Annotated in this window: 24 protein-coding genes; 9 read left to right on the plus strand and 15 right to left on the minus strand. The window is 35.1% G+C overall.

Annotated features, from left to right (window positions below; all coding sequences use genetic code 11):
* Positions 1-25: 25 nt before the first annotated feature.
* From ACZ76X_RS22570 to ACZ76X_RS22580, 3 genes are all read right to left on the minus strand, one after another.
* Positions 26-1,300, minus strand: a complete 1,275-nt coding sequence (locus ACZ76X_RS22570) for an acetylornithine deacetylase (protein WP_479851730.1) — start codon at positions 1,298-1,300, stop codon at positions 26-28.
* A 94-nt stretch (positions 1,301-1,394) separates the two neighbouring features.
* Positions 1,395-2,816 carry an amino acid permease gene (locus tag ACZ76X_RS22575; protein WP_340029468.1) on the minus strand — a complete coding sequence of 474 codons (1,422 nt, stop codon included), beginning with the start codon at positions 2,814-2,816 and terminating at the stop codon, positions 1,395-1,397.
* 99 nt (positions 2,817-2,915) lie between these two features.
* On the minus strand, positions 2,916-3,170 hold the full coding sequence (locus tag ACZ76X_RS22580; protein ID WP_000859494.1) for a biotin/lipoyl attachment domain-containing protein: 255 nt from the start codon (positions 3,168-3,170) through the stop codon (positions 2,916-2,918).
* Between the two features lie 274 nt (positions 3,171-3,444).
* On the opposite strand from ACZ76X_RS22580, the gene ACZ76X_RS22585 reads away from it, so the two are divergent.
* Positions 3,445-4,848 carry a sigma-54 interaction domain-containing protein gene (locus ACZ76X_RS22585; protein ID WP_479851731.1) on the plus strand — a complete coding sequence of 468 codons (1,404 nt, stop codon included), beginning with the start codon at positions 3,445-3,447 and terminating at the stop codon, positions 4,846-4,848.
* A gap of 149 nt (positions 4,849-4,997) precedes the next feature.
* Positions 4,998-5,195 (plus strand): hypothetical protein, encoded by a 198-nt coding sequence (locus ACZ76X_RS22590; RefSeq protein ID WP_000063917.1) that lies wholly within the window; start codon positions 4,998-5,000, stop codon positions 5,193-5,195.
* Positions 5,196-5,247: 52 nt separating this feature from the next.
* Here ACZ76X_RS22590 and truA read toward each other — a convergent pair whose 3' ends face one another.
* The 6 genes from truA to ACZ76X_RS22620 all read right to left on the minus strand — a co-directional run bounded on the left by truA (position 5,248) and on the right by ACZ76X_RS22620 (position 11,173).
* The gene (gene truA / locus ACZ76X_RS22595; RefSeq protein ID WP_479851819.1) at positions 5,248-5,985 is read right to left on the minus strand and encodes a tRNA pseudouridine(38-40) synthase TruA; all 738 of its coding nucleotides are present in this window, start codon (positions 5,983-5,985) and stop codon (positions 5,248-5,250) included.
* 56 nt (positions 5,986-6,041) lie between these two features.
* Positions 6,042-7,421: a 23S rRNA (uracil(1939)-C(5))-methyltransferase RlmD gene (rlmD, locus tag ACZ76X_RS22600; RefSeq protein ID WP_479851732.1), complete on the minus strand. Its 1,380-nt coding sequence runs from the start codon at positions 7,419-7,421 to the stop codon at positions 6,042-6,044.
* Positions 7,422-7,431: 10 nt separating this feature from the next.
* Complete coding sequence (locus ACZ76X_RS22605; protein ID WP_479851733.1) at positions 7,432-8,295, minus strand: DNA-3-methyladenine glycosylase family protein; 864 nt, start codon at positions 8,293-8,295, stop codon at positions 7,432-7,434.
* A gap of 59 nt (positions 8,296-8,354) precedes the next feature.
* On the minus strand, positions 8,355-9,137 hold the full coding sequence (gene pdaA / locus ACZ76X_RS22610) for a delta-lactam-biosynthetic de-N-acetylase (protein WP_098320112.1): 783 nt from the start codon (positions 9,135-9,137) through the stop codon (positions 8,355-8,357).
* A gap of 126 nt (positions 9,138-9,263) precedes the next feature.
* Positions 9,264-10,784, minus strand: a complete 1,521-nt coding sequence (gene fumA / locus ACZ76X_RS22615) for a class I fumarate hydratase (RefSeq protein ID WP_000413517.1) — start codon at positions 10,782-10,784, stop codon at positions 9,264-9,266.
* 206 nt (positions 10,785-10,990) lie between these two features.
* On the minus strand, positions 10,991-11,173 hold the full coding sequence (locus ACZ76X_RS22620) for an SE1561 family protein (protein WP_000513558.1): 183 nt from the start codon (positions 11,171-11,173) through the stop codon (positions 10,991-10,993).
* A gap of 212 nt (positions 11,174-11,385) precedes the next feature.
* Here ACZ76X_RS22620 and yfkAB point away from each other — a divergent pair, with 212 nt between their 5' ends.
* Positions 11,386-12,513 carry a radical SAM/CxCxxxxC motif protein YfkAB gene (yfkAB, locus tag ACZ76X_RS22625; RefSeq protein WP_000156008.1) on the plus strand — a complete coding sequence of 376 codons (1,128 nt, stop codon included), beginning with the start codon at positions 11,386-11,388 and terminating at the stop codon, positions 12,511-12,513.
* 34 nt (positions 12,514-12,547) lie between these two features.
* Here yfkAB and ACZ76X_RS22630 read toward each other — a convergent pair whose 3' ends face one another.
* Complete coding sequence (locus ACZ76X_RS22630) at positions 12,548-13,345, minus strand: YfkD famly protein (RefSeq protein WP_048527892.1); 798 nt, start codon at positions 13,343-13,345, stop codon at positions 12,548-12,550.
* A gap of 81 nt (positions 13,346-13,426) precedes the next feature.
* Positions 13,427-14,482 (minus strand): calcium/proton exchanger, encoded by a 1,056-nt coding sequence (gene cax / locus ACZ76X_RS22635; protein WP_166703531.1) that lies wholly within the window; start codon positions 14,480-14,482, stop codon positions 13,427-13,429.
* Positions 14,483-14,657: 175 nt separating this feature from the next.
* Between cax and ACZ76X_RS22640 the strand changes: the two genes are divergently transcribed.
* From ACZ76X_RS22640 to ACZ76X_RS22650, 3 genes are all read left to right on the plus strand, one after another.
* On the plus strand, positions 14,658-15,074 hold the full coding sequence (locus ACZ76X_RS22640) for a pyridoxamine 5'-phosphate oxidase family protein (RefSeq protein ID WP_479851734.1): 417 nt from the start codon (positions 14,658-14,660) through the stop codon (positions 15,072-15,074).
* Between the two features lie 304 nt (positions 15,075-15,378).
* A complete protein-coding gene (locus ACZ76X_RS22645) occupies positions 15,379-15,525 on the plus strand; it encodes a BH0509 family protein (protein ID WP_000817786.1) in 147 nt (48 codons plus the stop codon).
* A gap of 106 nt (positions 15,526-15,631) precedes the next feature.
* On the plus strand, positions 15,632-16,060 hold the full coding sequence (locus ACZ76X_RS22650; RefSeq protein ID WP_479851735.1) for an EamA family transporter: 429 nt from the start codon (positions 15,632-15,634) through the stop codon (positions 16,058-16,060).
* A gap of 8 nt (positions 16,061-16,068) precedes the next feature.
* Here ACZ76X_RS22650 and ACZ76X_RS22655 read toward each other — a convergent pair whose 3' ends face one another.
* Positions 16,069-16,665: a DedA family protein gene (locus ACZ76X_RS22655; RefSeq protein ID WP_479851736.1), complete on the minus strand. Its 597-nt coding sequence runs from the start codon at positions 16,663-16,665 to the stop codon at positions 16,069-16,071.
* Between the two features lie 474 nt (positions 16,666-17,139).
* On the opposite strand from ACZ76X_RS22655, the gene ACZ76X_RS22660 reads away from it, so the two are divergent.
* The gene (locus ACZ76X_RS22660) at positions 17,140-19,902 is read left to right on the plus strand and encodes a tetratricopeptide repeat protein (protein ID WP_479851737.1); all 2,763 of its coding nucleotides are present in this window, start codon (positions 17,140-17,142) and stop codon (positions 19,900-19,902) included.
* Positions 19,903-19,944: 42 nt separating this feature from the next.
* On the opposite strand, the gene lepB is transcribed toward ACZ76X_RS22660, so the two are convergent.
* Positions 19,945-20,481 (minus strand): signal peptidase I, encoded by a 537-nt coding sequence (gene lepB / locus ACZ76X_RS22665; protein ID WP_479851738.1) that lies wholly within the window; start codon positions 20,479-20,481, stop codon positions 19,945-19,947.
* A 186-nt stretch (positions 20,482-20,667) separates the two neighbouring features.
* On the opposite strand from lepB, the gene ACZ76X_RS22670 reads away from it, so the two are divergent.
* Positions 20,668-20,952, plus strand: coding sequence for a hypothetical protein (locus ACZ76X_RS22670; RefSeq protein ID WP_000867043.1), 285 nt, complete (start codon positions 20,668-20,670; stop codon positions 20,950-20,952).
* A gap of 53 nt (positions 20,953-21,005) precedes the next feature.
* Here ACZ76X_RS22670 and ACZ76X_RS22675 read toward each other — a convergent pair whose 3' ends face one another.
* Positions 21,006-21,686 (minus strand): lysoplasmalogenase, encoded by a 681-nt coding sequence (locus ACZ76X_RS22675; protein WP_479851739.1) that lies wholly within the window; start codon positions 21,684-21,686, stop codon positions 21,006-21,008.
* A 120-nt stretch (positions 21,687-21,806) separates the two neighbouring features.
* The gene (locus tag ACZ76X_RS22680) at positions 21,807-22,757 is read right to left on the minus strand and encodes a DMT family transporter (protein WP_000845690.1); all 951 of its coding nucleotides are present in this window, start codon (positions 22,755-22,757) and stop codon (positions 21,807-21,809) included.
* Positions 22,758-23,028: 271 nt separating this feature from the next.
* On the opposite strand from ACZ76X_RS22680, the gene ACZ76X_RS22685 reads away from it, so the two are divergent.
* Positions 23,029-24,954, plus strand: coding sequence for a heavy metal translocating P-type ATPase (locus ACZ76X_RS22685; protein WP_479851740.1), 1,926 nt, complete (start codon positions 23,029-23,031; stop codon positions 24,952-24,954).
* Positions 24,955-24,993: the final 39 nt, after the last annotated feature.

The following is a 24,993-nucleotide window of genomic DNA, read 5'->3' on the forward strand; positions in this document are numbered from 1 at the left end:
ACCTGTACGATTTCAACATACTAATCTATTTTTTCGTATGACACCATTCATATATAAATGCTGTTATTACTTTTGTAAATTCAATTAACTGTTCTACTTCAACTTTCTCATTTATTGAATGAGCTTCTTCTAATGTACCTGGTCCGTAAATAACAGCCGGAATCTGAAATTCACTAAACCAACCACCATCCGTTACCGTTGCAGACATATCTAAAATTGCATTTTTAGATAAAATTGACTCGTGTACTGAGCTAAGCGTTTTTACAGCTGCGTGTTCACTATCTATTTCTAAAGAAGGAAAAATTTCGCCACGATCCACAATCATTGATTCTCCGCCCCACTTAAATTGTGGTGGATTTTCACTTAACCACGGATCGGCAGCCGCTACTTTCCCAATATACTCTTCAATTTCTTTTATTATTTGTTCATGTGTTTCATTCGGATAAAAGTGCACTGTGATCCATAATCGGCACTCATCCGCAATAAACGCTGCATGTCGTCCGCCCTCAATAACAGCTGGATTAATTGTTGTTGTTCCAGATGGATAACCTTCATATGTTTTCATAACCGCCCAATGACGCTCTAATTCTTGTAAATTTTGTACAATTTTCATCATTTTTTCAATCGCACTCGCTCCGAATAAACGTCCTCCAGCATGAATCATTTGTCTGCGTGTTGCATCATGGAACGTTTGGGGGCTTTTCACAGTAATCCATCCAGTAATTACGCCGCCCTGTCCTTGCATATGTAAATCACTCGTATCCACTACGACTGCAAAATCAGCATCATAACCTCTTTTGCAACATTGAAGCGTACCTGCCTCTCCAACTTCTTCCCCGATTACGGATTGAAAGATTAAATCTCCAGGCAATTCAATGCCTGCTTCTTGTAAAAGCTGAATAGCAAATAATGCCCCAGCTAGTCCCCCTTTCATATCTGCCGCACCACGTCCAACTAACCAACCATCTCTTATAAATGGCTCAAACGGATTCGTTTCCCACGCCTCATCTGCTGATATTTCCGCTACATCCATATGCCCATTAATAATAAGACTTTTATGTGTGTCACTTTCTATCCCTTTTTTTATCCCAACAACGTTCGGGTCATTCGGATATACATCCCATTTATCAACACTAAAATTTCGTTTTCTTAGAAACTGTGCAACAAATTCTTGCGCCTCATTTGTATTTCTTGCCGGCGGTGCTGGTGTTTCAAAACGAATTAATGTTTTTGTAAGGTCTAGTAACTCATCTTTTCGTAGATCAATCTGTTCTAATAGGTGTGAAACTTCTTCATTCATCACTAATTCCCCTTTGCATACGTAGTATGTTCCCAGCTTTATTTTCACAAAAAAAGAGACTGTTTACAATTTTACAGTCCCAAATTAATCACTATTATAAACTCTCTATTTCTGTTGTCTTTGTCTTTTCAATATGCTCTAAGTTACTCCCCTTATTTCTTGTCGCACGGTAAAACAGTAAACAAACAATCATAAAGGGAATACCACAATACAATGCCATTCTTTGTTCTGGAATAAAGGCCATACCAACAATTACCGTTACATTTAATACTAACGCAAGCAGTGGTACGAACGGATACAGCGGTGTTTTAAATTTCAAGTCTTTCACATCCCCGCCCTGCTTCACATATGACTTTCTAGCTAATAAGTTAGATAGAGCAATAGATGCCCAAACTAATATCGCTCCGAACCCGGCAATAGAAAGTAGCCATAAATAAACTGTATCTTCCGCATAAATACCTGATAGTAATGAAAGACAACCTACAATTGTACTTACAATCAACGCATAAATAGGAACACCATTTTTAGATAACTTACCAAAAATCGGACTAATCATTCCTTGATTGGACATAGACCATAGCATACGAGAAGTTGCATATAATCCTGAATTCGCAACGGATAGTACTGCTGTAATAATAACGAAATTGATAATATCGGCTGCATAAGGAATACCAATTTTATCAAATACAACTACGAATGGACTTTCTATCACTCCTGCTTGTTGCCATGGGAATAATCCTGCAAGAATGAAAATAGATAATACAAAGAACACAAGTATACGCCAAACTGTATTATTAATTGCCTTCGGGATTGTTTTTTCTGGATTTTCACTCTCCCCAGCTGCAATACCAACCAGCTCTGTTCCTTGGAAGGAAAAATTAACAGCAATCATCGTAATTAAAATAGCGGATAATCCATTTGGAAACAACCCACCATAATCAGTAAAGCTAGAAAACATTGGTGCTGGTTCATTTCCTTTCATATCTAGAAAACCAAACATTGCTGCACCGCCCAAAATAATAAATGCAATGATTGTAATGACTTTAATACTTGCAAACCAAAATTCAACTTCTGCAAAACTTCTTGAAGATAACGCGTTAATAGCAAAAAGTAATGCCGCAAACACTACGCACCAAATCCAAGACGGTACATCAGGAAACCATCGTTTCATTAAAATACTAACTGCAATTAGTTCAATACCTATTGTAGCCGACCAATTTAGCCACGACATCCATCCGACTACATAACCCGCTGCAGGGGAAATATGCTTCGTAGCATACGTTTGATAAGATCCTGCGTCAGGCATCGCAACAGCTAATTCTCCGAGACAGAGCATCGTTAAATACATAACAAATCCTCCAACAAGATAAGCTACAATCGCTCCTCCAGGCCCAGCTTCATGAATTGTATACCCCGATCCTAAAAAAAGTCCGGTACCAATAACTCCTCCAAGTGCAATCATAAATATGTGTCTGCTTTTCAATTCCCTTTTTAATCCTTGGTTTTGATCCATCATACAAATCCCCCCTTTTCCCTTTGGAAACCCATTTCATGTAAGCGTTTTTAAAATTATTTATACGAAAAATAATTATTGAAAAGAGCAAAATACATAGTATTAATCACTACCTGTTATTAAAAGATCATCCCTCACTGTTATTAATAGCTTTTGATCAGCGATGGCTTGTCCTTCTACTACTTCTAATGATTCGATATACCCACTGATTCCTACCTTAATTTCTACTTTCTGTTTATCTATTGTTTCAATTAACGCTAATTTCTCCCATTCGTATACGTAGGAACTTTCCGTAACAAATAACTTCTCTACTTTCCCGTAACAAGGGCTATACACGCCTTCTATAACCGTCTTCACTTTATAAACTCCCCCTTCTTATTAATTGGTACTGAAACGTTGCATATCCCTCCTTTAGAGATTTCAACTCTTATTTATGCAAAATGCGTACCAATCTTCAATTCCTACTTAAAATGAAGGTTCCTAACAAAAAAATCTTCATAACCGCAAAATTTTTCTATCATGTAAGAAGTTTTAAAAGAAAAATAGCAAAAAAATTTTGCGATTTTATAAGAATTTTAATAAAATTATAAAAAGTCAGTCTTCATAGGGTGAAATGAGGAGAAGATAATCTATGCGTACAGAAGAAATTAATTTAAAACAGATTGTTGAAATGAATATGCTATATGAAACTTTACTCAATGAGCTCGATATCGGGATTCATATTATTAATGAGGAAAGTAAAACGATTATCTACAACCGCAAAATGATGGAAATTGAATCAATGGAACGCTCAGATGTATTATATAAAAGTCCTTTAGAAGTATTTGCATTTGAAGAAAATAAAAATAGTACTCTTATAGAGGCATTAAAATTAGGAAAAACAAACAAAAATATAAAACAAACGTATTTTAACAATAAAGGGCAAGAAATTACAACGATTAATAATACTTTTCCTATAATAGAAAACGGAAAAATTAAAGGCGCTATTGAAATTTCAACAGAGATTAACCATTCCAAACAAACAATGAAAACAAGCCTTTCTCGAAAACAAAATAATAAGTTTACCTTTGATCACATAATCGGTGATTCTAGTGCTATTCAATCCGTCATTACAGAAGCTAAAAGAGTCATTCGTACATCCTCCTCCATACTTCTCGTAGGGGAAACAGGGACCGGTAAAGAACTATTTGCACAAAGTATCCATAACGAAAGTCAGCGTTCAGGCAAACCATTTATTTCACAAAACTGTGCCGCTATACCTGATACACTCATGGAAAGCTTATTATTTGGTACGAACCGAGGTGCATTTACAGGAGCTATCGATAAAGCTGGTTTATTTGAAGAAGCGAACGGAGGAACTTTGTTATTAGATGAGATCAACTCATTAAGTACAGCACTTCAAGCGAAGTTACTGCGAGCTATACAAGAAAAAACAATACGAAGAATCGGAGGCACACAAGAAAAAGAAATTGACGTTCGCATTATAGCAACTATTAATGAAGACCCTCTTGAAGCTATTACACACAATCGATTACGAGAAGACTTATATTATCGATTAAGCGTCGTTACTTTATGTCTTCCGCCTTTACGTGAACGAAAAGAAGATATCCCGGCTCTTGTTCAGCACTTTATCGAAAAATACAACATTCAATTTGGACTTAGTGTAACAGATGTAGATGTGCATGTAAGAGAATTTTTGTATGTATATGATTGGCCTGGAAACGTAAGAGAATTGGAACATATCATTGAAGGTTCAATGAATTTAGTTGAAGATGAAAACATCATTACAGCGTTTCATCTTCCCACTCGCTTTCGCGAACGAATAAAAAAAGAACTCAATATGCAACCTCTCCTAACTAATAACGATACTGATACACCTAAAACGTTAAAGCACACAATAGAAGAAATGGAAAAAAACTATATCAATCAAATTCTGAAAGAGTATCACGGTAATATTTCACAAGCTGCAAAGTTTTTGGGGTTAAGTAGGCAAAACTTACAATATCGAATTAAAAAACTGCATTTACACATATGAAATGAAACTTGAATGAGTCGATTACTAACTCTCACCTATTCGACTTTTATTGCTTATTCATATAGCAGAAATCTGCTTTAAAGTACAAACAAACATTTAGTAAAATATGCTATAATAAACATATAACATACTAGAAAGGAACGATATATATGAGTAATGATAACAAATTAAAGTTATTACAATACTTAGCCTTCTTCCCTACCATTGTATGTATGATGTTACTAGTTGATATAAACGCCTATCCTTATGCAAAACTATTAGCAACAATTAGCGGCTCTTTTGCAGCTATTATGCTTGCTGCTTTTTGGAATTTGAAGATACGTATGAAGAAAGAAAGATCTTCTTAACTCCAAACCATAAAAAAAATCGAGCCTACACAGCTCGATTTTTTTATTACTATTAAAACTCAACATTCTTCAAATACAAACCACTCGCCTCAGCAAGGCAATTAATTTGATTGCGTTGTTTCGCCTCTAAAATGTGTGGAATTGCTTCTGCATCTAATTGTCCTAATCCAACTTCAATTAATGCTCCAACAATTTTTCGGACCATGTTATGAAGGAATCCGTTACCACTTACTCTAATTTGTACAAATCCTGCTTCTTCCATCACTTCAAGTGTATATACTTCTCGCACCATAGACTTTTTCTTTGATTTTGCATTTGAAAAGGCAGTAAAGTCATGTGAACCAACTAAATGTTTCGCAGCTTCTTTCATGCTTTTCACATTTAATTTTTTATTCACATGCATGCTATATTTACGCATAAATGGATTTGTGTGCTCTTCATTCCAAATTTTATACAGATATGTTTTTGCTTTAGAATTGTAACGAGCATGGAAGCGATCATGTACTTCTTCTACATTCGTAATACTAATATCATTAGGTAAATATTGATTTAAATATTTTTTCACTTTATGTTCCACTAACTTCTCATCACTTTGAAAGTTAGCAACTTGATTCAATGCATGTACACCAGCGTCTGTTCTACTACAACCGATAATTTCAATTTCTTTTCCGACCATTTCAGAGATGACACTTTCAATTTTCCCTTGAATCGTATTATCGTTATTACCGAGACGTTGCCATCCTTTAAAACGTGCACCGTCGTACTGAATCGTTAATTTATAATTGTACATTTCATTCTCCTTCATAGAAAATATTCCCTCCAACTGTGAGGGAATATGAATATACTTTACTTTCTAACAAGCTTCACTACATTTTCTACATGAGCTGTATGCGGGAACATATCAACTGGTTGTATATATTCCACTTCATAGCTCTTCATTAATGCTTGTACATCACGAGCTAATGAAGAAGGATTACAAGATACGTAAACAACTTGTTTCGGCTTCACTTTTAAAATTGTTTCCAGTAATTTATCATCGCAACCTGTACGTGGTGGATCGACAACAATTACATCTGGACGCCATCCTTCTTTTACCCATTTCGGTAACCATTGTTCAGCTTTACCTGCTTCATATTTCGTATTTGTAAATCCGTGACGTTTCGCATTTTTTCTTGCATCTGCAATCGCTTCTGGAATTACATCCATACCACGTACTTCCGCTGCATCATTTGCAAGCCAAAGTCCGATTGTACCAACGCCACAATACGCATCTACAATTTTCTCATTGCCTGTTAAAGCAGCAGCTTTTTTCGCTTCATTGTATAAAACAACCGTTTGTTCTGGATTCAACTGGAAGAATGCACGTGCTGATAATTCAAATGATAAATCACCAAGCGTTTCTTGAATTACTTCTTTTCCAGCTAATTTAAATGTTTTATCACCGAAAATAACAGATGTTTTACGCCAGTTTACATTTTGCATAATTGATTTAACAGCTGGCATCTGTTTTTGTACTTCTGTGATAAATTGCTCTTTATTTGGCAATTCTTCTTTTGTTGTAATAAGTGTAACTTGTACTTCCCCTGTTTGCACTGCAGTACGTGTCACAATTGTACGTACTAAACCTTTTTGCTTTTTCTCATTATAAATAGAAACATTTAACTTTTCTAATATACGTCTTACAACTTTTGTCGCTTCATTCGTTGCTTTATGTTGAATCATACAATGAGCAATATCAATTAACTGATGTGAGTTTTGTTTATACAGCCCTGTAATAACCTTTTCGTCTTTACGCCCCACTTGTAGTTGACTCTTATTACGATAATGCCATGGATTTTCCATGCCAAGCGTCGGACGAATTTTCTCTTCCAAACCGTTGTTCATATACTTCTGGAATGCTTGTACAACGATATCACGCTTTTGATTTAGTTGTTCTTTATAATCTAAATGTTGCAATTGGCAACCGCCGCACTCTTCATATACCGGACATGGTGCTTTCACACGATGTGGTGAAGCTTTACGAACTTTTTTCACTTTCGCTTCAGCGAAACCACGCTGAATTTTCGTTGTTTCAGCAACAACTTCTTCTCCTGGTAATGCCCCTGGAATGAAAACAACTTGTCTCTTAAAATAACCAACGCCTTCTCCGTTAATCCCAAGACGTTTAATTGTCACAGGAAACGTTTGACCAACTTCCAACTTACTCTCATGTTGCTTTTGTATCATTATTACACCTCTACTCTATACTTTTCCATAAATATAACGCTGCATAACTGCAGTATGGTTCACACTCTTGTTTCACTTTTTCTAAAAATGCATCATCAGGTTTATCATCTAATTGAAATACACCTTGTACTGCACGCTGAATCCCAATGTCCGCTTTCGGAAACATATTTTTCCGTCCAAGCCCAAACATTAAAAAATTTTGCACTGTCCATGTACCAATCCCCCTAATTGGTAACAGTTGTGCTGAAACCTCTTCTTCCGCCTTGGTTTCTATACTCGCTAAATTTAATGTACCGCTGACAATACTTCTACCTAATCCTACTATATATTCAGCTTTTCGCTGACTAAACTTCTGCTCTCTCAATTCCTCTATTGAAATGTTTGCTACTCTTTCTGGAGTTGGGAAAAAAAATACGCCGTTCTTTTCTGTTCCATATCGTTTCACAAACTGTTCTGTTAACACAGTAGCAAATTTCAAATTTATTTGTTGATGAATGATACAGCGAAGAAGGCAAGCAAAATAATCAAATTCTAAAATAATTGGAGTATAAGCATATGTTTCAAATAGTGGACGTAATGATGTGTTTAAAAAATGATTTTGTATATCTTGAAACGGTTCATTCCAATGAAAAATGGCCCTCATTCGTTTCATGACTTTCTCTGGATCTCCTGTCTGACTAGAAATCCAAAACTGTGGATTTTGAACAGTACCAATCCCTTGCAAGCGAACAACAATCTGTTCCTCATCTATACAAATCGGGACATAAATAACTTTCTCATCTAATTGAATGACGTTAAGAGGATCAAAAGATAAACGTTTTAATACTTCTTCAAAATGATACGGATACTCTAACGTAACATGTTCGCTCCACATACGTTTCCCCATCCTTTTTACACATCATTATAGCATGAGAAAACCGCAAGCATACATGCTTACGGTTGATTGCTTTTTACTAAGTCATCTAGACTTTTAAAATGATACCCTTTCTCGCGCAAATCATCAATGATTTTCGCAAGTGCTTCTGCATTATCTTTTGATATTGCATGAAGTAATAAAATAGATCCTGGATGAATCATCGTCATAACATTATTATGGGCATATTGCCACCCTCTTTGCTCATCCACTTTCCAATCCAAAAATGCAAGTGACCAAAATACATTATAGTAGCCCATTTCTTTCGTAAGAGCTAACGTTCTTTCACTAAATACGCCGCGCGGAGGACGTACATATTTCACTTCTTTTTGCCCGGTTACTTTCTTAATTTCTTCCGTTACACTCGTTAATTCTTGACGAAGTTTCTCATCATTTACCGCTGTGAAATCAGGATGGCTCCACGAATGGTTTCCAATAATGTGTCCTTCATCTTTCATTCTTAACAATAAATCTTTTTGTGTTTTAATGTAATGCCCCGTTACAAAGAAAGTTGCTGGTACTTTTTTCTCTTTTAATACGTCTAAGATTTTTCCTGTGTATCCATTCTCATACCCATTATCAAATGTTAAATAAATATCCTTTTTCTTCGTATCCCCTAAATAAAAACCACCATTTTTTTGTAGCAAATCTGTATATAACTTTCCTGCATCTGGTACTGTTTCATTTTTAGGGCGCGGGATTCCCCAGTTATGTGGAGTATTTGTATAAGCTAGTGCCGAAACTGGAACAAGTGCCATCATAATTGAAAAAATGAGACCGATATATAACCATTTATGTTTCATAAATAGTCTCCTTTCCATATATAATCGTACTCGTAGTTTCTGTTGCTACGCATTCTTTCATGCTGAACATGTTTTTCTATATATACCAAAAAAATGCATCTCGAATCGTTCGAGATGCATTTTTGTTTACTTAAATACTGGCTCTTTAAAGCTAGCTAATTTTTCAAGTGATGTTTTATCAACATCTGCATGTAAGCTATTACCATGAGAATCCATTGTTACAACTGCTTTAAATCCATCGATACGTAAATGCCACATTGCCTCTGGAATACCAAATTGTAAGAAATCAACATCTTTCACTTCTTTAATACATTCAGCATAATATTGCGCTGCACCACCGATTGCGTTTAAATATACACCACCGTGTTCTTCTAAAGCTGCTAATGTTTTCGCACCCATGCCGCCTTTTCCAATGACAGCTCTAATACCGAATTTCTTCATAATATCACCTTGGTACGGTTCTTCACGAATACTTGTCGTTGGACCTGCCGCTTTAATTTGCCAATTGTCATTTTCATCTTTCACAACAACTGGACCACAGTGGTAAATAATTTGTCCATTTAAATCTACTGGACAATCGTTATCCATTAAATGCTTATGAATTGCGTCACGACCTGTATACATCATGCCATTAATTGTTACAACATCACCAACGCGAAGTTCACGAATTTGCTCTTCTGTAATTGGCGCTTGTAATACAATTTCACGCTGCTCCGTTTTTTCTTGTACTTCTTGCTCCAGTGTATCTTCACCTTCTTGATATAACCAATCCATAATTTCACCTGTTTCAGGATGGATTGTTACACCAAGGCGACGGTATGCCCAGCAATTATACGCCACAGATACGTAGAAACTAGCTGGCAGACGGTTATACACGCCAATTTTACAGCCAAGTAAAGTTGTTTCTCCGCCAAATCCCATCGTACCAATGCCAAGCTTATTCGCATTTTCTAATACGTACTCTTCAAGTTGTTGTAACTCTGGGATTGGATTAACATCATCTAATGTACGGAATAATTGATTTTTTGCTAATTCGTAACCTGATGTGCGGTCTCCCCCGATACCAACACCAATTACACCTGCACTACATCCTTGACCTTGTGCTTGATATACCGCATGAAGAAGGCATTTACGAATCCCTTCTAAATCACGGCCAGCTCGTCCAAGTCCTTCTAGTTCACACGGTAAGCTATACTGAATATTTTTATTCTCACAGCCACCACCCTTTAGGATTAAACGTGCATCAATATAATCTTTTTCCCATTGTTCAAACTTAATAACCGGTGTACCTGGTCCTAAATTATTTCCACTATTGTCTCCAAAAAGAGAATCAACAGAATTTGGACGAAGTTTACCATCTTTTGTCGCCCGCTCAAGCGCATTATAGATAGCTTCCTTCAACTTTAATTGATTCACACCAACTGGTGTATAAATTTTAAACGTTGGCATCCCTGTATCTTGGCAAATTGGCGAGATGTTATCATCAGCCATTTTAATATTATTTGTAATTGTGCCAAGTGCCATCGCAGAACGAGTCCCTGCATTTTCTCGCTCTTTCGCTTGTTGAATCGCACGACGAACATCTTTCGGTAAGTTCGTTGACGTTTCAACAATTAGTTGATACATGCTTTCTTGAAGCTTTTCCATTGTTACTTCCCCCTCAATTGTGAACGCTACCAAAACGTTATGAGCTGAAATTTCCACTATTATGCTCTGCAGCTTTTTATTTGTTTCACGCTATTTAAGCATACATGAAATTTTTCACAACTTGATTATACCTCTTTTTCTATCGTCCTTCTATTATCCGCACAGAAAAAGGCTACCAAATTGGAATTGGCAGCCTTTTTAATATATTATTCGTCTTTTTTAAATTGCTCACATTTTAATTCTAATTCATCTAGCATTGCAAGAAGACGATCTACATCTTCTAATTCTACTTCTTCAGGTTCAATTGTATCAATTACTTCAATGAACATATTTAAACGTTCTTTTAAATATACTAATTGTGTGTCTTTATCTTGAATTGCTTTTCCCATGAAGGCACTCTCCTTTTAATTCGAGTTGCTTTTATTATACCGCAAAAATGATTGCTATGGGTATGTAAATTCATCAATATTGTCACAGTCATCCATTTAAATGTAAGCCCTCTCTCTTTTTTCAAAAAAAGTTTCACTTTATAAAAAGCGCATATTCTTCTATTATAGAGGATGGACAAATTGTTATTTCAATAGTCAAAGGAGTATTTCATATGACGATATCACAAAAAATGAAGCCGATTACTCCTTCTTACGATCCATGGGAAGCGTATATGGACCTTGAAGAGTACGGCAAACTACTATTAACAAATGTTGAGTTTACAACAACGACGTTATGCAATATGCGCTGTGAGCATTGCGCTGTTGGTTACACGTTACAGCCGAAAGACCCGAATCCGCTTCCGATGGATCTTTTATTAAAACGATTAGATGAGATTCCTCATTTACGTTCTTTAAGTATTACTGGCGGAGAACCTATGCTTTCAAAAAAATCCGTCGACAACTATGTAACACCACTCTTAAAATACGCCCACGAACGAGGTGTTCGCACTCAAATCAACTCAAACTTAACTATAGATTTAGCACGTTACGAACAAATTATTCCCTATTTAGACGTATTGCATATATCTCATAACTGGGGAACAATTGACGACTTCGTTGAAGGCGGATTTGCAATGATGGAGCGTAAACCTACGTATGAACAGCGTGCAAAATTATTTGAACGTATGATCACAAATAGTAAAGCTCTATCAGATGCAGGTGTACTCGTATCAGCCGAAACGATGTTGAATAAACGAACTCTACCACACATTGAGCATATTCATCGTCAAATCGTTGATGAAATGGGATGTAAACGTCATGAGGTTCACCCAATGTATCCAAGTGACTTCGCGAGTAATCTAGAGATTTTAACAAAAGCTGAAATTCGTGATGCAATTGAGCATTTACTAGAAATTCGCGATGAAAATGTATGGATGTTATTTGGAACTTTACCTTTCTATGCTTGTAGCGATGATGAGCGAGACATTGCCACATTTAAAAAATTACAAGAGAGCAAAAATGTAACTGTTCGTAACGATCCAGATGGCCGTTCTCGTTTAAATGTAAATATTTTTGATGGAAATATTATTGTAACGGACTTTGGTGATGTTCCACTTCTAGGTAACATTCAAACAAATACGTTACAAGAAGCGTATGAAAAATGGAGCGCTTCAAAAACAGCAAAATCATTAAGCTGTCACTGTCCAGCAGTAAAATGTCTTGGACCGAATGTTCTTGTAAAAAACAGCTACTATCCAACCGAAGATTTCTTATCAAAAACAGCAAATATTACATTATAAAAAAACGTCAGCTTATAAGCTGACGTTTTTTATCTTATTGCGAATGAGAAGAAGAAATGAATTTAAAATATAAATAATCATGAATTGGGATAGCGGCTCCAATTCCTTGAGAAGTAATATTTTTTACAACAAGCCTTTTTTGATTTCCTTTTAATACCAGGTATACTTCTCCAAATGTTACTTTCCCTTTTTCATTTACTGCTGGTGTATAAGCATATAAATATCCAAGTTGACTCGGACTAATATTATACACACGCTCATGCCCTGTACCATAACCAATAGTCGTTTTAAATGAAAGTGGCAATTGTACTTTTTCAAGTGCTTTGAGAAGCATCATTTTTTTCACATCTGCAGCATCTTTCATATCTGCTGTTAAATCACCTTCAACCGTCTTTTGTGTTTCTTGCTTATAGCGTAGTGGATATAGGCGATCTCCTCCGCGATTATCGTACACATTGCGATTTACTTGTTTATATTCCCAATTAACCGATGTATCAATCGATTCATAATGTAAAGCCCATTGCCCTAAATAAATCTTTGCTCGGTACCCTACCGCAAGCGGCGCATTCGAAATTGTTGTTTCATTAAACATTCGAATTAAGTCCGGATTTTCAATTTTAATATTTGCTGTTTTTAATAATTCTTGAGCAAACTTACTCGGCTGTAAACGCGGTAAATCTTGCGCATCATTTGGAAACGTATTGTCTTTAGAAATATTTAAAACAGATGAAGGCATTTTTGTTTCTACCGTTGTCTTTGCAAAGCCACTGTTAGGAAATAATAAAATAAACGAGACCATAGTTGAAAGACATATGCTGTATACTCGTTTCACCTGTCTGGCTCCTTCCTACATAAAGGTATATATACTACTTCGTTTATTGTTTTCTCTGAGCACAATTGTTATGCCTATTTTTCATAATAAATAAAAACCAATTCCCATAATGACATACGCAGCTAATAAAGTACCGCCTTCAAACCAGTTTGTATCTCCATCATTTGAAATCGCAATCGTTAAGAAAACAGCTGTAATCATAGAAACAAGTTCTGGTATTGTAAATACTAAAGGCATCCTTTGTGCGAAAAACATAGAAAGCAGTACTAATACAGGAGCAACAAACATGGCAATTTGTAATGTAGAACCTATCGCAATCTCAACTGCAATATTTACTTTATTTTTATACGCCATAATAATTGCAGATGCATGTTCTGCTGCATTTCCAACAATCGCAACGATAATAACACCTATAAACAATTCTGACCAACCAAATGATTTTGCAACTGTCTCAAATGTATGCACGAGCGCCTCTGACACATAAGCTACCGCAATTGTCGCTATTGCTAAAATGAGTAGTGCTTTCCCTTTCGACCACTCGGGTTCTTCCTCATGAGCGACTTCATCACTTTTATGTTGATATACACCGCGGTGTGTAACTAACTTAAATAGCAATGCAGCAAGGTACATAATAATCATAATAATTGAAACACCAATACTTAATTGATATGTCTTTCCAGCGTCCATCTTCATTGAAAAAATCTCTGGAATAACAAAAGCTACTACAACAGCAAAGATTAATAAAGCCGAATTATGCCTTGCATCATATACATTAAAACTTTGTCTTTTATATTTAAGCCCCCCTACAAAAAAGGAAAGCCCTCCTACTAATAATAAATTTCCAAGTACAGAACCCGTTAAAGAAGCTAATACAACTTCAATTAATCCTGCCTGAAGTGCAAAAATCGAAATAATTAGTTCAACAGCATTACCGAAAGTAGCATTTAATAATCCGCCTATTCTAGGACCCGATACAATCGCCAAACTTTCTGTTGCTCTCCCCATAAAACCCGCTAGTGCGATAATCGTAATGCAATATACAGCGAACATAATTGTTTGAGGCCAATGAAGCGTTTTTCCAAGTACAGAAAGTGGTACCCCGATTAGCGCTACTATAAGAAAAATTTTATTAAACATGCTTTTCATCCTTCCATCGTATGTATTTCTCCTCGATATTATTATTATTCTTCTCCTAACTTGTCCGATTTCATCACAATTACGTTTAAAAAATCGTGTTGATGAAAAGAGTATGAAAGATACTTGATTTTATTTAGACGAGGAAAATTACAAATTATGAAAAGAGGTTAAAAACATGCATTTAAAAGAAAAAATCGCAACCATTATTCAAGGCCAACGCACTGGTGTATTATCTACTGTACGTGAAAATAAACCTCATAGCGCTTTTATGATGTTTTTCCATGAAGATTTTGTACTATATGTTGCAACAGATCGAAAATCAAAAAAGATAACAGATATTGAAAACAATCCAAATGTACATGTACTACTTGGCCGTGAAGGAAAAAAATTAGATGAAGATTATATTGAAATGGAAGGCTTAGCCTCTATCGAGGAAGACTCCACATTAAAAAACAAGTTTTGGAATAATAGCTTAAAACGTTGGTTGCTCGGTCCTGAAGACCCTAATTACGTATTAATAAAAATCAATCCTGACACAATTTATTACATCGATGGTGCTGGTACGACGGAGCCCGAGTTTTTACGACTATAAAGTGAAACTTTAATCAGTGGGGGTTTTCTTCATCCCCACTGATTATTAGTTGAACCAATCGGACTTTTATGGGCAGTTGATCCCCACCTAACTTCTTTGCTTTCGCTGAATTTTGAGGTGGGGGTCTTACTGCCCATTAAAGCGGGATAAAATAAAACAAGCCCCCTTTAGGTGGGCTTGTTTTGTCGAAAAGTTCTTCTGAAAAAAACAATAAAATAGGTGGAACTTTCTAAAGATTCTGTTATATAATAGCAGTAACTTAAATAAACTGTATTAAAACAGATTGAGAGGAGAAATAAAATTGATGAAAAGAGAAGAACGCAAAAACATGATTGAGTTTATTGAAAAGAAAAAAGGGATTGAGCGTGACGAATTATTGTTTATGACAGATGATGAAGTAGAACATATTTATAATGTAACGTACTTTCTATATGAAGAAATTGCAGAGTAGTATAATAATCCCCACCTTATTAAAAATATAAGGTGGGGATTATTTCGTTATTAGTACATGAGAATGATTTTCATGTATAATAATGTAAGATTGGAGGAATTTTACTATGAGTTCGTGGCTCTTATTCGCACTATTATCAGCAATTGCTGCTGCCCTTGTATCTATTTTTGGGAAGATTGGTTTAGATGGAATCGATGCCAACGTCGCGACAACGGTTCGTTCTATTATTATGGCATTATTTATGGTAGGCGTTATTATTATACAAGGTAAATTTCAAAATATTGGCGACGTACTGCTAAATAAAAAAGCACTGCTCTTTATCACATTAAGCGGGGTTGCAGGTGCTTCATCATGGCTATTTTATTTTCTTGCCCTCAAAACAGGAAAAGTTTCACAAGTAGCTCCTGTTGATAAATTAAGCGTCGTATTTTCCATCATTCTCGCGATGATCATACTCGGTGAAAAGTTAAACTTTATGACTGGCATTGGTGTTGTCTTTATTACAGTTGGTGTACTATTTATCGCTTTCAGCTAAAAAAACCGCTAGTAGCGGTTTTTCTTTTTCTTTATGTAAAACCATACGACACATGTAACAACTACCGAAATGGATAAAATCCATATTCCATAATGATGTAAACTATACTCAACGAAACGCCACTTCTCTCCTAACTTCCAGCCGAGTCCAATAAAAACACTTATCCAAATAAGTGCACCACCGTAAGCGTATAAACAAAAACGCCAAAGCGTTAAATTCGACATCCCTGCAAAATATGCTGTTAAATGACGTACTCCTGGGATAAAGTAACCAATCATTAAAAGAAAAGGTCCATATTTTTCAAATAAAATATGTGTTTTTTCAATGTGATGTTCTTTAATTCTAATTTTTGGTCCATATTTTTTTAAAACAGGGAGTCCAAGTTTTAAACCTAGTATGTAACTTAATGTAATACCTAACATCGCACCAGCCATCCCACTTAAAAACGCAGCAGTTCCTGACATAACGCCTTTTGAGATGTTATAACCAACGAAGGTCAATAAAAACTCGTCTGGTATTGGTAATCCAACAATCCCACCAGCTAAAGCTATAATAATTCCAAAATACCCATAATGCGCGATTAACTCGCCAATATGTTGTTCCATTCGGAAGACACATCCTATGCACGATCGTTATTCCACATTGTGCCCTTTCTATCTTTCAGACAAACATGGTATACATATTCACTATACATTGTTTTTATAATGAACTCTACTTCTATCCATTCCTTTAGCGAGAAGAAAATAAACAATTAATCAGTAGAGATTTATTCATTCTCACTAATCTTTAGCACACATCAATCATGCGCCCATACTTCACCCACTTCCCTTGTATTTACCGATTTTTAAAGTGCTAGTCTTACTATCCACAAATAGCAGGATTAAAAAATAAAAATTCATATGCTTGTTTTTTTGTTACAATAAAGGAAAGTTACTTTTCGCAACGGTTTAACTCTCAGGAAAAATGATATACCTAGCAAAAACATAGTTTGGTCGATATAATGCAACTTCTACCTATTAAAAGAACATGCACCCTTTACATACAACATCATTTTTCTAAATTATACAGGGGGAACGAACATGACCATTGAAAATCAATTTATCCAAAAAGTTTACTATAAAACATTTTTAACAGAAGAAACTTCTACTCCAGTATCAGAAGTACTCGGTGAAGCATATATAAATGAATCTACCAATGAATTCTCCAACATTTCTAATATCCGCTTTGCTCAAGGTGAATTTTATTACCAAAATAAAGACTTTGAAGCAGCAATATTTAAATGGGAGAAAGTAAATAACGAACTTGCACTTTGGGCAACCAAAAATATTGCAGATTCTTATTTTGAACTAGGATTCTTGCCAAAGGCAGAAGAAATATATCAATCTATCCAAACGGAAGATACAACTCTTACAATGGAAGTTTCCTTACAACTTCTTTCTCTTTACATCGAACAAGATCGTTTAGGTCTAGCATTTAAGACGATTAGTGAGGCTGTTGCATTCCAACCCGACTATCCAAATATTACTTCCATTGCTCGCTCATTCTATGAAAAACAAGCAGATTGGAATAATGCCATTGAACTTGCCGTTCAAGAAGGAATTCGAACAAAATCATTACACTGGTTCGACACTTTAATCAATTATGTGAATCAAGGATTTACGAAACAAATTAAACCAGAATATTTCTATGAATCTTTAAAAGCTCTATATACAATTGATCAAGTCCAATTTAAAGAACTTGTTATTGCTCTTTGGAACAGCTATCAAAATGAAACATTACATCTATCTTGGATTCAAACAATAAATCATTTATTCTTACATATTGAAACAGACAACAATGACGATTGGCATGAAATTGTTGAACGCTACCAAGATACGTACTTTGAATTAATTACTGGTGAACATTTCATGCATGAAATGCAAGGCCTTGTACCAGATTTATTAACAAATTGGTTTAGTTTAACGAAAGCAAAAGATGCCCTATTTGTCTCTGCTGCAGTATTAGCGTGGAATGAAGTTTCACCTACAACGTTAGAGTCATTACTCGTAAAAAGTGCGGGAGCCCTCCTCTCTAATTCAACAGCTGAAACAAATGTAAATATGGAAACCGTTTCTCATTTATTCGAAACAATTGCTGTATGGGCTGAAAAAAATGATGTAGATTTAAGTCATCAATTTACCTTACTCGTTCATGAACTATGTGATTTAAATGTTACACAATTGCTAATAGCAGGAACTAGTGACCATGATAAATCATCATTCGTCAATTCAATATTAGGAGAGAACATCTTAACTGAGACTGTAACAACTCCTATTCTATTTAAAGATGATAGCCACACTGAAATAACAGAATTCACTGCGTTAGATGTACACAATATACCGAATTTTGATGAATTCCATCAAATAATGGCTACACCTTCCGAGTCAGAACTTGAGAAAAAATGTATAGAAATTAAGTTACCAAGTAGATTTTTAAGAAAAAATAAGTTTGCATTCCTTGTTACGCCATCTGTTCAAGGGCAAGTGGATACAAATAGCGCATATTTTGAATACTTACAAGCAGCGGATAGCCTTATTTACGTATTAAATTCGGCTTCACCATTACACGGTGAAGAGCTTGATACATTGCTTTATTTACGTGAGCAAGTACCAAACTTACAAATTCATTTCGTATTACACACAAATAGTGCGAACAATAATGAAAAACTAATGAGTAAGATGAAAGTCCATTTCCCAAATGCACAGTTCTTCCCATACTCTCCTTCACAAGAGAGTAGTCAACAACTCGGAGATGTGACAGAGTCTATTCTTTCTAATCTAGCAGGGCGCGACATAGAACAAGAACGTATAGAAAAACTAATATGGTTTACTCAAAAGACAATCGCATACCTTGTAAATGAACGTGTCGAATTAGAAAATACATTAGTGAAATCAGTACGCTGGAATAAACATATCTCAGTAAAACTAAACGGATTTATTAACAATCTTACTGCACTTGAAAAAGATAAAATTCGTTCTATTACAGAATCTTATCTTTTAACGAAAGAAGAAATCACACGAGACATCCATTCTCAAATTCCTGAATTATTACAGAGCTGTTCTGACCTTGTTCAAGAAGATAGTGATTTCAAATTAGTTCATGAAGAATTAAATGCTGCGATGAACGAACGAATCCAAAAACATGTACAGCAAGTCCTTCTTCCTAAATTTACTGGTTTTATTCAAGAGTGGATTGAAACAGCGCATAATGAATTTATTCAAGCTCAATCTTATTTAGATGAAATGAGTGAAACGTTTAATAAATTATATAAAGAAGAACGCATGAAACTTCCTTGCGATTTCAAATTACTAGATGATTGGAATCGAGATGTTGTACGTATGACAAATAGAATTACAGTATCGAACATCAATATTTTATTACGCTTTACACCGACACAATTTTTCTTAAAGAGTGCGGGAAAACTATTTGGTAACATGCAAAAAAATCAATCTATGCTCGCAAACAAATATAAACAATATATTGAAACGGAAGATTATACGGAAATTGCTCAAACAATCTCAAAACAATTCTTCCTTCAATTTGAGGTATTTGAAGGTGCATTAGAACGAGATATCATGATGTTCTTTAAAGATCCACTTAGCATATTGAAACAAAATGTAGAAGCCGCCCAACTTGAAATACAAGAAGACGAGCAAACATTAGCAACGTTAAGAAGCAACCCAGAAACTTACCATGATCCGTTAGCATTCTTTAAACTACAATTATTGCAGCACAAATTCGTTTTAAGTACGAACAAAAACAATGAAAACGTCTATGAATTTAATGATTCGCCAACGATTTAATATAAAAAACCAAGCAAACTAAAATTGGCTTGGTTTTTTACTTTAATTCATTATTTTCATATGTTCAAATGGATAATAAATTGCCGCTAATTCTCCTAATACATCTGCTTTATCAATAAGTCCTAAACCATTTCTACTATCTCTACTTATTAAGCGATTATCTCCCATAACAAAAATCTTATTTTTAGGAACTGTAATCGGTCCAAAGTCCTCTGTTAAATTCATAAGTTTTTTTTCAGCTTCTTTTCTATTACTATACAAATACGCTTCCTCTATCACTTCATGATTCACATATAATTGATCGTTTCTTACCTCAATGACATCGCCAGGCAAACCAATAACCCTTTTCACATAAAAATTATCTGTCTTTACAACAATAATATCCTCTCTCCCATAACTTTCAAATTGCTTTGCCAACTTATTTACAATCACCTTATCACCATCTTGTAACGTTGGCTTCATGGACGCTCCTTTTACAGTCGTAGGAAAAAATACGAAAATTTTCGCCAAAAACACCAACAAACATGCAATTGCAATTGTTCCAAAGAATTCACGCAAACGTTTTTTCTTTTGCATCATTCCACCATCTCATCATCTTTTTACTTTTATTATAAAGACTTCAACCATATAATTTCCATAAAATTCTGAATTACATAATTATAATATTACAAAAATGAAAATAATAATATTCAATAATATATTATTTTGATATACTATATCTTGCATTTATCATTATATTTTTAGTTACTTAGGAGGACTTTTTCTATGAAAGTTATGCTTAAAAATGAAAATACTGGCCAAATTAAGCAAGCAAAAATTGGTTTTAGTTGGACTGTATTTTTCTTTGGTTTCTTCCCTGCTATATTCCGTGGAGATTGGAAATGGTTTTTAATTATTTTAGTCGCTAGCATGTTTACATTCGGATTCTCTAACTTAGTCTTCTGCTTTATTTACAACAAGCTTTATATCAATGATTTATTATCTCAAGGTTATAAAGCAGCAGATGAATACAGCCTTTCTGCTCTACAACAAAAAAATATCGTAGCATAGTAACAAAAAAGATACTCTCCAAATAGTCTATCCACTATTCAAAGAGTATCTTTTTATATTCCCACATATACAATACACATTTGAGCCGCTACATATGTAAACCAAATCCAAAGTGGTTCATACTTTAATTTGCGTCCTCCAATATCTGTCACGCCTATAATAAAATCAGAAATCACAAATAGGAAACCACCAAAAGCTGGTATCCACCATATTCCTGTATTCTCATAGTATAAGGCGAATGCAAAGCAAGCCATGCCTCCAACCCACAGTCCGTAAATTAAAGCTCCTACCGTAAACAATTTATCTTGTTTCTCATTTCGAATAAAGAAGAACCATCCTATAATGAGAAAGAGTCCATATACGAGTAAACCAATCCAAAAACCATTCCACGAAATACCTGTTTGCAAAAATGCTTTTACATAAAAACAATGCGCAAGCGCAAAAGTAATCATCCCTCCAATTAACCTGTGACCAATTGGAATTAAACCTGCCATAAATAAATCTCCTACAGTTGATAACGTCATCCCTAGTGCAACCCACGTACTATACTCTACTGATGGATCTTGTAACCATATCCAAATTGCACTTGCTGTTAAAGAAAAACTAAGAATAAGACGCACCGCTAAAGGTAACGGCATGTTATTTCTTGTTTTTTTCGTCTGTCCTATTGCGTACATTGCACCAATTAAAAAAAGAATGATTTGTCCAATTAACACCATATAAAGTAGATTCATAACATGTTCTCCCCAATAAATACTTTTTGTATCTTTTTTCGTTACACCTAGTCAATTATCCTTTTTCTCTGTAAAAAAAGAAGAACAGTACTGTTCTTCTTTTTTAATCGTCTTCTCTTTCTATGCTACTTGTTTTTCTTGCTCTATTTTTTGCTTAGCTGGCGTCCGATTCACGACGATAATTCCCGCGGCTACACATGCTAAACCGAATAGTACAAATGAATGAATTGCTTCTCCTAAAATCATGCTCGATAATAACACACCAAATACAGGTATAAAGAACATATACATTGATACTTTTCCAACTTTATTGTACTTCATAATTGTATTCCAAATGCAAAATCCTGCTGCGGATAAGAAAGATAAGTAGATAAGCATAAGTATTGCATGTACACTAAATGTAAATGGCATGACTCCAACTTGCAAAGCTCCTATACATAATAGCCCGATAGAACCAAAAATCATTTGGTATGCTGTCATATAGCCAACATCTAATGTTTTACTACCTTCTTTCGCCAATATATTCCCATATGAGTATAACATTGCTGCACTAAGAAGTAATAAGCTACCGATTCCGAAATGGAATGACAAACTGCCATCACTCGGTACATTTACTAAAACGACACCACAAAAACCGATAGATACTCCAATTATTTTTCTCATATTGAGCGCATCGTCTTTATATAAGAAGTGCGCGAGTAAAATTTGAAAGAATGATGATGTTCCTGAAATGATAGCTCCTTCGATACCAGAGCTATAACTCATCCCAATATAAAAACATATATATTGAAGAAATGTTTGAAATAAACCAATTTGTACTAACTGCTTCCCTGTTCCTTTTTTGAAGCTCATATCTTTTCCTAACGCTTTAAAGAAGAATAAAAGCATGACTCCAGATAAAAAGAAACGATAGCCAGCAAATAATATTTGCTCCCCAACTTCTTGTGGCTGAATTCCAAGTTCAGCATAACTTAATTTAATAAACGGGAATGCACTCCCCCATAAAAAGGTCGCTACTATTGCAGCAATAAATACGCCAATCGGATGGGTAAAAAATTTCTCTGTCTTCACTTGTTGTCTTCCTTTCCGATCTTTTTATGAACAATATTCATATATACCAAAGGTATTGCGAAAACACAAGTTTTCCGTTTATACTTGAAACAAAACTGTGCCATCTTATAAAAAGATATGATATACTATAGAATAATTACAACATAATAACTGTTAAAAACAGATTCAACAGAAATGCTGCTATCCATTATGGATGGCAGCTTTCGTCGTTTTATAGGGGTCTCGATTTTGATTATTTTTCTCAATAAGAATTTGGAAGGAGCGAGTAGTAATGAACTCAGAAGTAAAAACATTACAAGTGCAAAAGTCTATTTCTCATCCCTCTTTATGGGATACTTTAAAAAAACATTATGAACTTATATTTGCAATCGCATCTGGTATTTTCATTTTAGCTGGTTGGTTATTTACAAAGAACGATGCAATGAATGTAGGCATTACTTGCTATATCCTTGCTTATATAGTTGGTGGATATGCAAAAGCAAAAGAAGGTATTGAAGATACAATTGAAGAGAAAGAGCTAAATGTCGAAATGCTTATGCTCTTTGCTGCTATAGGTGCCGCACTCATTGGCTACTGGGCAGAAGGCGCGGTTTTAATCTTCATCTTCGCACTAAGCGGTGCGATGGAATCTTATACATTAAGTAAAAGTCAAAAAGAAATTTCAGCACTTCTTGATCTACAACCTGAAGAAGCATTACGTATTTCAAATGGAACTGAAGAACGTGTTCCTGTTGGACGATTACAAATTAACGACATCATTTTAATTAAGCCAGGTGAACGTGTTCCTGCTGACGGTACGATTTATAGCGGTGAAACAAATATCGATGAGGCAGCGATTACTGGTGAACCTATTCCAAATGAAAAAAAACATGGGGATGAAGTATTTGCCGGTACTGTAAATTTACGCGGTGCTATCGAAGTTAAAATTACGAAGCCGAGCGATCAAACATTATTCCAAAAGATTATTCGTCTCGTTCAAAGTGCACAAAGTGAAAAATCACCATCACAACTATTCATTGAAAAGTTTGAAGGAACATATGTAAAAGGTGTACTACTCGTTGTTGCACTTATGATGTTCGTCCCTCATTTCTTACTGGATTGGAGCTGGAATGAAACATTTTATCGCGCTATGATCTTACTTGTAGTCGCATCTCCTTGTGCACTCGTTGCTGCCATTACACCAGCAACATTATCTGCAATTTCTAATGGAGCAAGAAACGGTATTCTCTTTAAAGGTGGCATACATTTAGAACGCCTCGCTTCTGTAAAAGCGATTGCCTTTGATAAAACAGGAACATTAACAGAAGGAAAACCTACCGTAACAGATGTATATGTTCGAGAAAATATGAAAGAAAAAGAAGTACTTTCTATTACAGCAGCAATTGAAAGTCACTCGACACATCCTTTAGCGGAATCTATCGTTAAATATGCACAACATGTACATGACATTACATTACAAAAACCAGAAAATGTTGAAGATGTAACTGGTTTTGGACTAAAAGGAATATTTGAAAACAAAGCTTATAAAATAGGTAAAGCTGACTTTATCGGTGAAGAAACAAAGACATTTCATAATGGCATTTCTGCCTCACTTGAAAAGGAAGGTAAAACTGTCGTTTATATTAGTGATGAGGAAGGCATTCTTGGGCTCATCGCTTTAAAAGATACACTTCGCCAAGAAACAATAGCTGCTATTCATGAATTACAAAGCATCGGTGTCGAGGCAATTATGATTACTGGAGATAATGAAGAAACGGCAAAAGCTATTGCCTCTGAAAGTAATATAAAAGAATATTACGCATCATGCTTACCAGAAACAAAAGTTGAAACGATTAAAAAGCTAAAGAAAAAATACGGGACAGTAGCAATGGTTGGAGATGGTATAAATGATGCCCCTGCACTCGCTACCGCTAGCATTGGTGTAGCAATGGGGGAAGGAACAGACGTAGCTTTAGAAACTGCAGACGTTGTACTTATGAAAAACGAATTATCTCGACTTTCTCAAGCGATCCGCTTATCAAAACGAATGAATCGTATTGTAAAGCAAAACGTAATCTTTTCACTAGCTGTAATTGCAATGCTGATTTGTTCAAACTTCATGCAATTTTTAGCTCTTCCATTCGGTGTTATCGGGCATGAAGGAAGTACGATTCTAGTCATTTTAAATGGCTTACGATTATTAAAAGGAAACAAATAAAACGGGTCCCTCATAGAGGACCCGTCTTTTTTAATGGTA

The organism is Bacillus sp. BC05(2025) (assembly GCF_056725905.1).

Excerpts from the sequence above, each read along its gene's own strand:
- ACZ76X_RS22570 (WP_479851730.1), bottom strand. The coding sequence starts at position 1,300 with ATGAATGAAGAAGTTTCACACCTATTAGAACAGATTGATCTACGAAAA.
- ACZ76X_RS22575 (WP_340029468.1), bottom strand. The coding sequence starts at position 2,816 with ATGATGGATCAAAACCAAGGATTAAAAAGGGAATTGAAAAGCAGACAC.
- ACZ76X_RS22585 (WP_479851731.1), top strand. The coding sequence starts at position 3,445 with ATGCGTACAGAAGAAATTAATTTAAAACAGATTGTTGAAATGAATATG.
- ACZ76X_RS22590 (WP_000063917.1), top strand. The coding sequence starts at position 4,998 with ATGAGTAATGATAACAAATTAAAGTTATTACAATACTTAGCCTTCTTC.
- truA (WP_479851819.1), bottom strand. The coding sequence starts at position 5,985 with ATGTACAATTATAAATTAACGATTCAGTACGACGGTGCACGTTTTAAA.
- rlmD (WP_479851732.1), bottom strand. The coding sequence starts at position 7,421 with ATGATACAAAAGCAACATGAGAGTAAGTTGGAAGTTGGTCAAACGTTT.
- ACZ76X_RS22605 (WP_479851733.1), bottom strand. The coding sequence starts at position 8,295 with ATGTGGAGCGAACATGTTACGTTAGAGTATCCGTATCATTTTGAAGAA.
- pdaA (WP_098320112.1), bottom strand. The coding sequence starts at position 9,137 with ATGAAACATAAATGGTTATATATCGGTCTCATTTTTTCAATTATGATG.
- fumA (WP_000413517.1), bottom strand. The coding sequence starts at position 10,784 with ATGGAAAAGCTTCAAGAAAGCATGTATCAACTAATTGTTGAAACGTCA.
- ACZ76X_RS22620 (WP_000513558.1), bottom strand. The coding sequence starts at position 11,173 with ATGGGAAAAGCAATTCAAGATAAAGACACACAATTAGTATATTTAAAA.
- yfkAB (WP_000156008.1), top strand. The coding sequence starts at position 11,386 with ATGACGATATCACAAAAAATGAAGCCGATTACTCCTTCTTACGATCCA.
- cax (WP_166703531.1), bottom strand. The coding sequence starts at position 14,482 with ATGTTTAATAAAATTTTTCTTATAGTAGCGCTAATCGGGGTACCACTT.
- ACZ76X_RS22640 (WP_479851734.1), top strand. The coding sequence starts at position 14,658 with ATGCATTTAAAAGAAAAAATCGCAACCATTATTCAAGGCCAACGCACT.
- ACZ76X_RS22645 (WP_000817786.1), top strand. The coding sequence starts at position 15,379 with ATGAAAAGAGAAGAACGCAAAAACATGATTGAGTTTATTGAAAAGAAA.
- ACZ76X_RS22650 (WP_479851735.1), top strand. The coding sequence starts at position 15,632 with ATGAGTTCGTGGCTCTTATTCGCACTATTATCAGCAATTGCTGCTGCC.
- ACZ76X_RS22655 (WP_479851736.1), bottom strand. The coding sequence starts at position 16,665 with ATGGAACAACATATTGGCGAGTTAATCGCGCATTATGGGTATTTTGGA.
- ACZ76X_RS22660 (WP_479851737.1), top strand. The coding sequence starts at position 17,140 with ATGACCATTGAAAATCAATTTATCCAAAAAGTTTACTATAAAACATTT.
- lepB (WP_479851738.1), bottom strand. The coding sequence starts at position 20,481 with ATGATGCAAAAGAAAAAACGTTTGCGTGAATTCTTTGGAACAATTGCA.
- ACZ76X_RS22670 (WP_000867043.1), top strand. The coding sequence starts at position 20,668 with ATGAAAGTTATGCTTAAAAATGAAAATACTGGCCAAATTAAGCAAGCA.
- ACZ76X_RS22675 (WP_479851739.1), bottom strand. The coding sequence starts at position 21,686 with ATGAATCTACTTTATATGGTGTTAATTGGACAAATCATTCTTTTTTTA.
- ACZ76X_RS22685 (WP_479851740.1), top strand. The coding sequence starts at position 23,029 with ATGAACTCAGAAGTAAAAACATTACAAGTGCAAAAGTCTATTTCTCAT.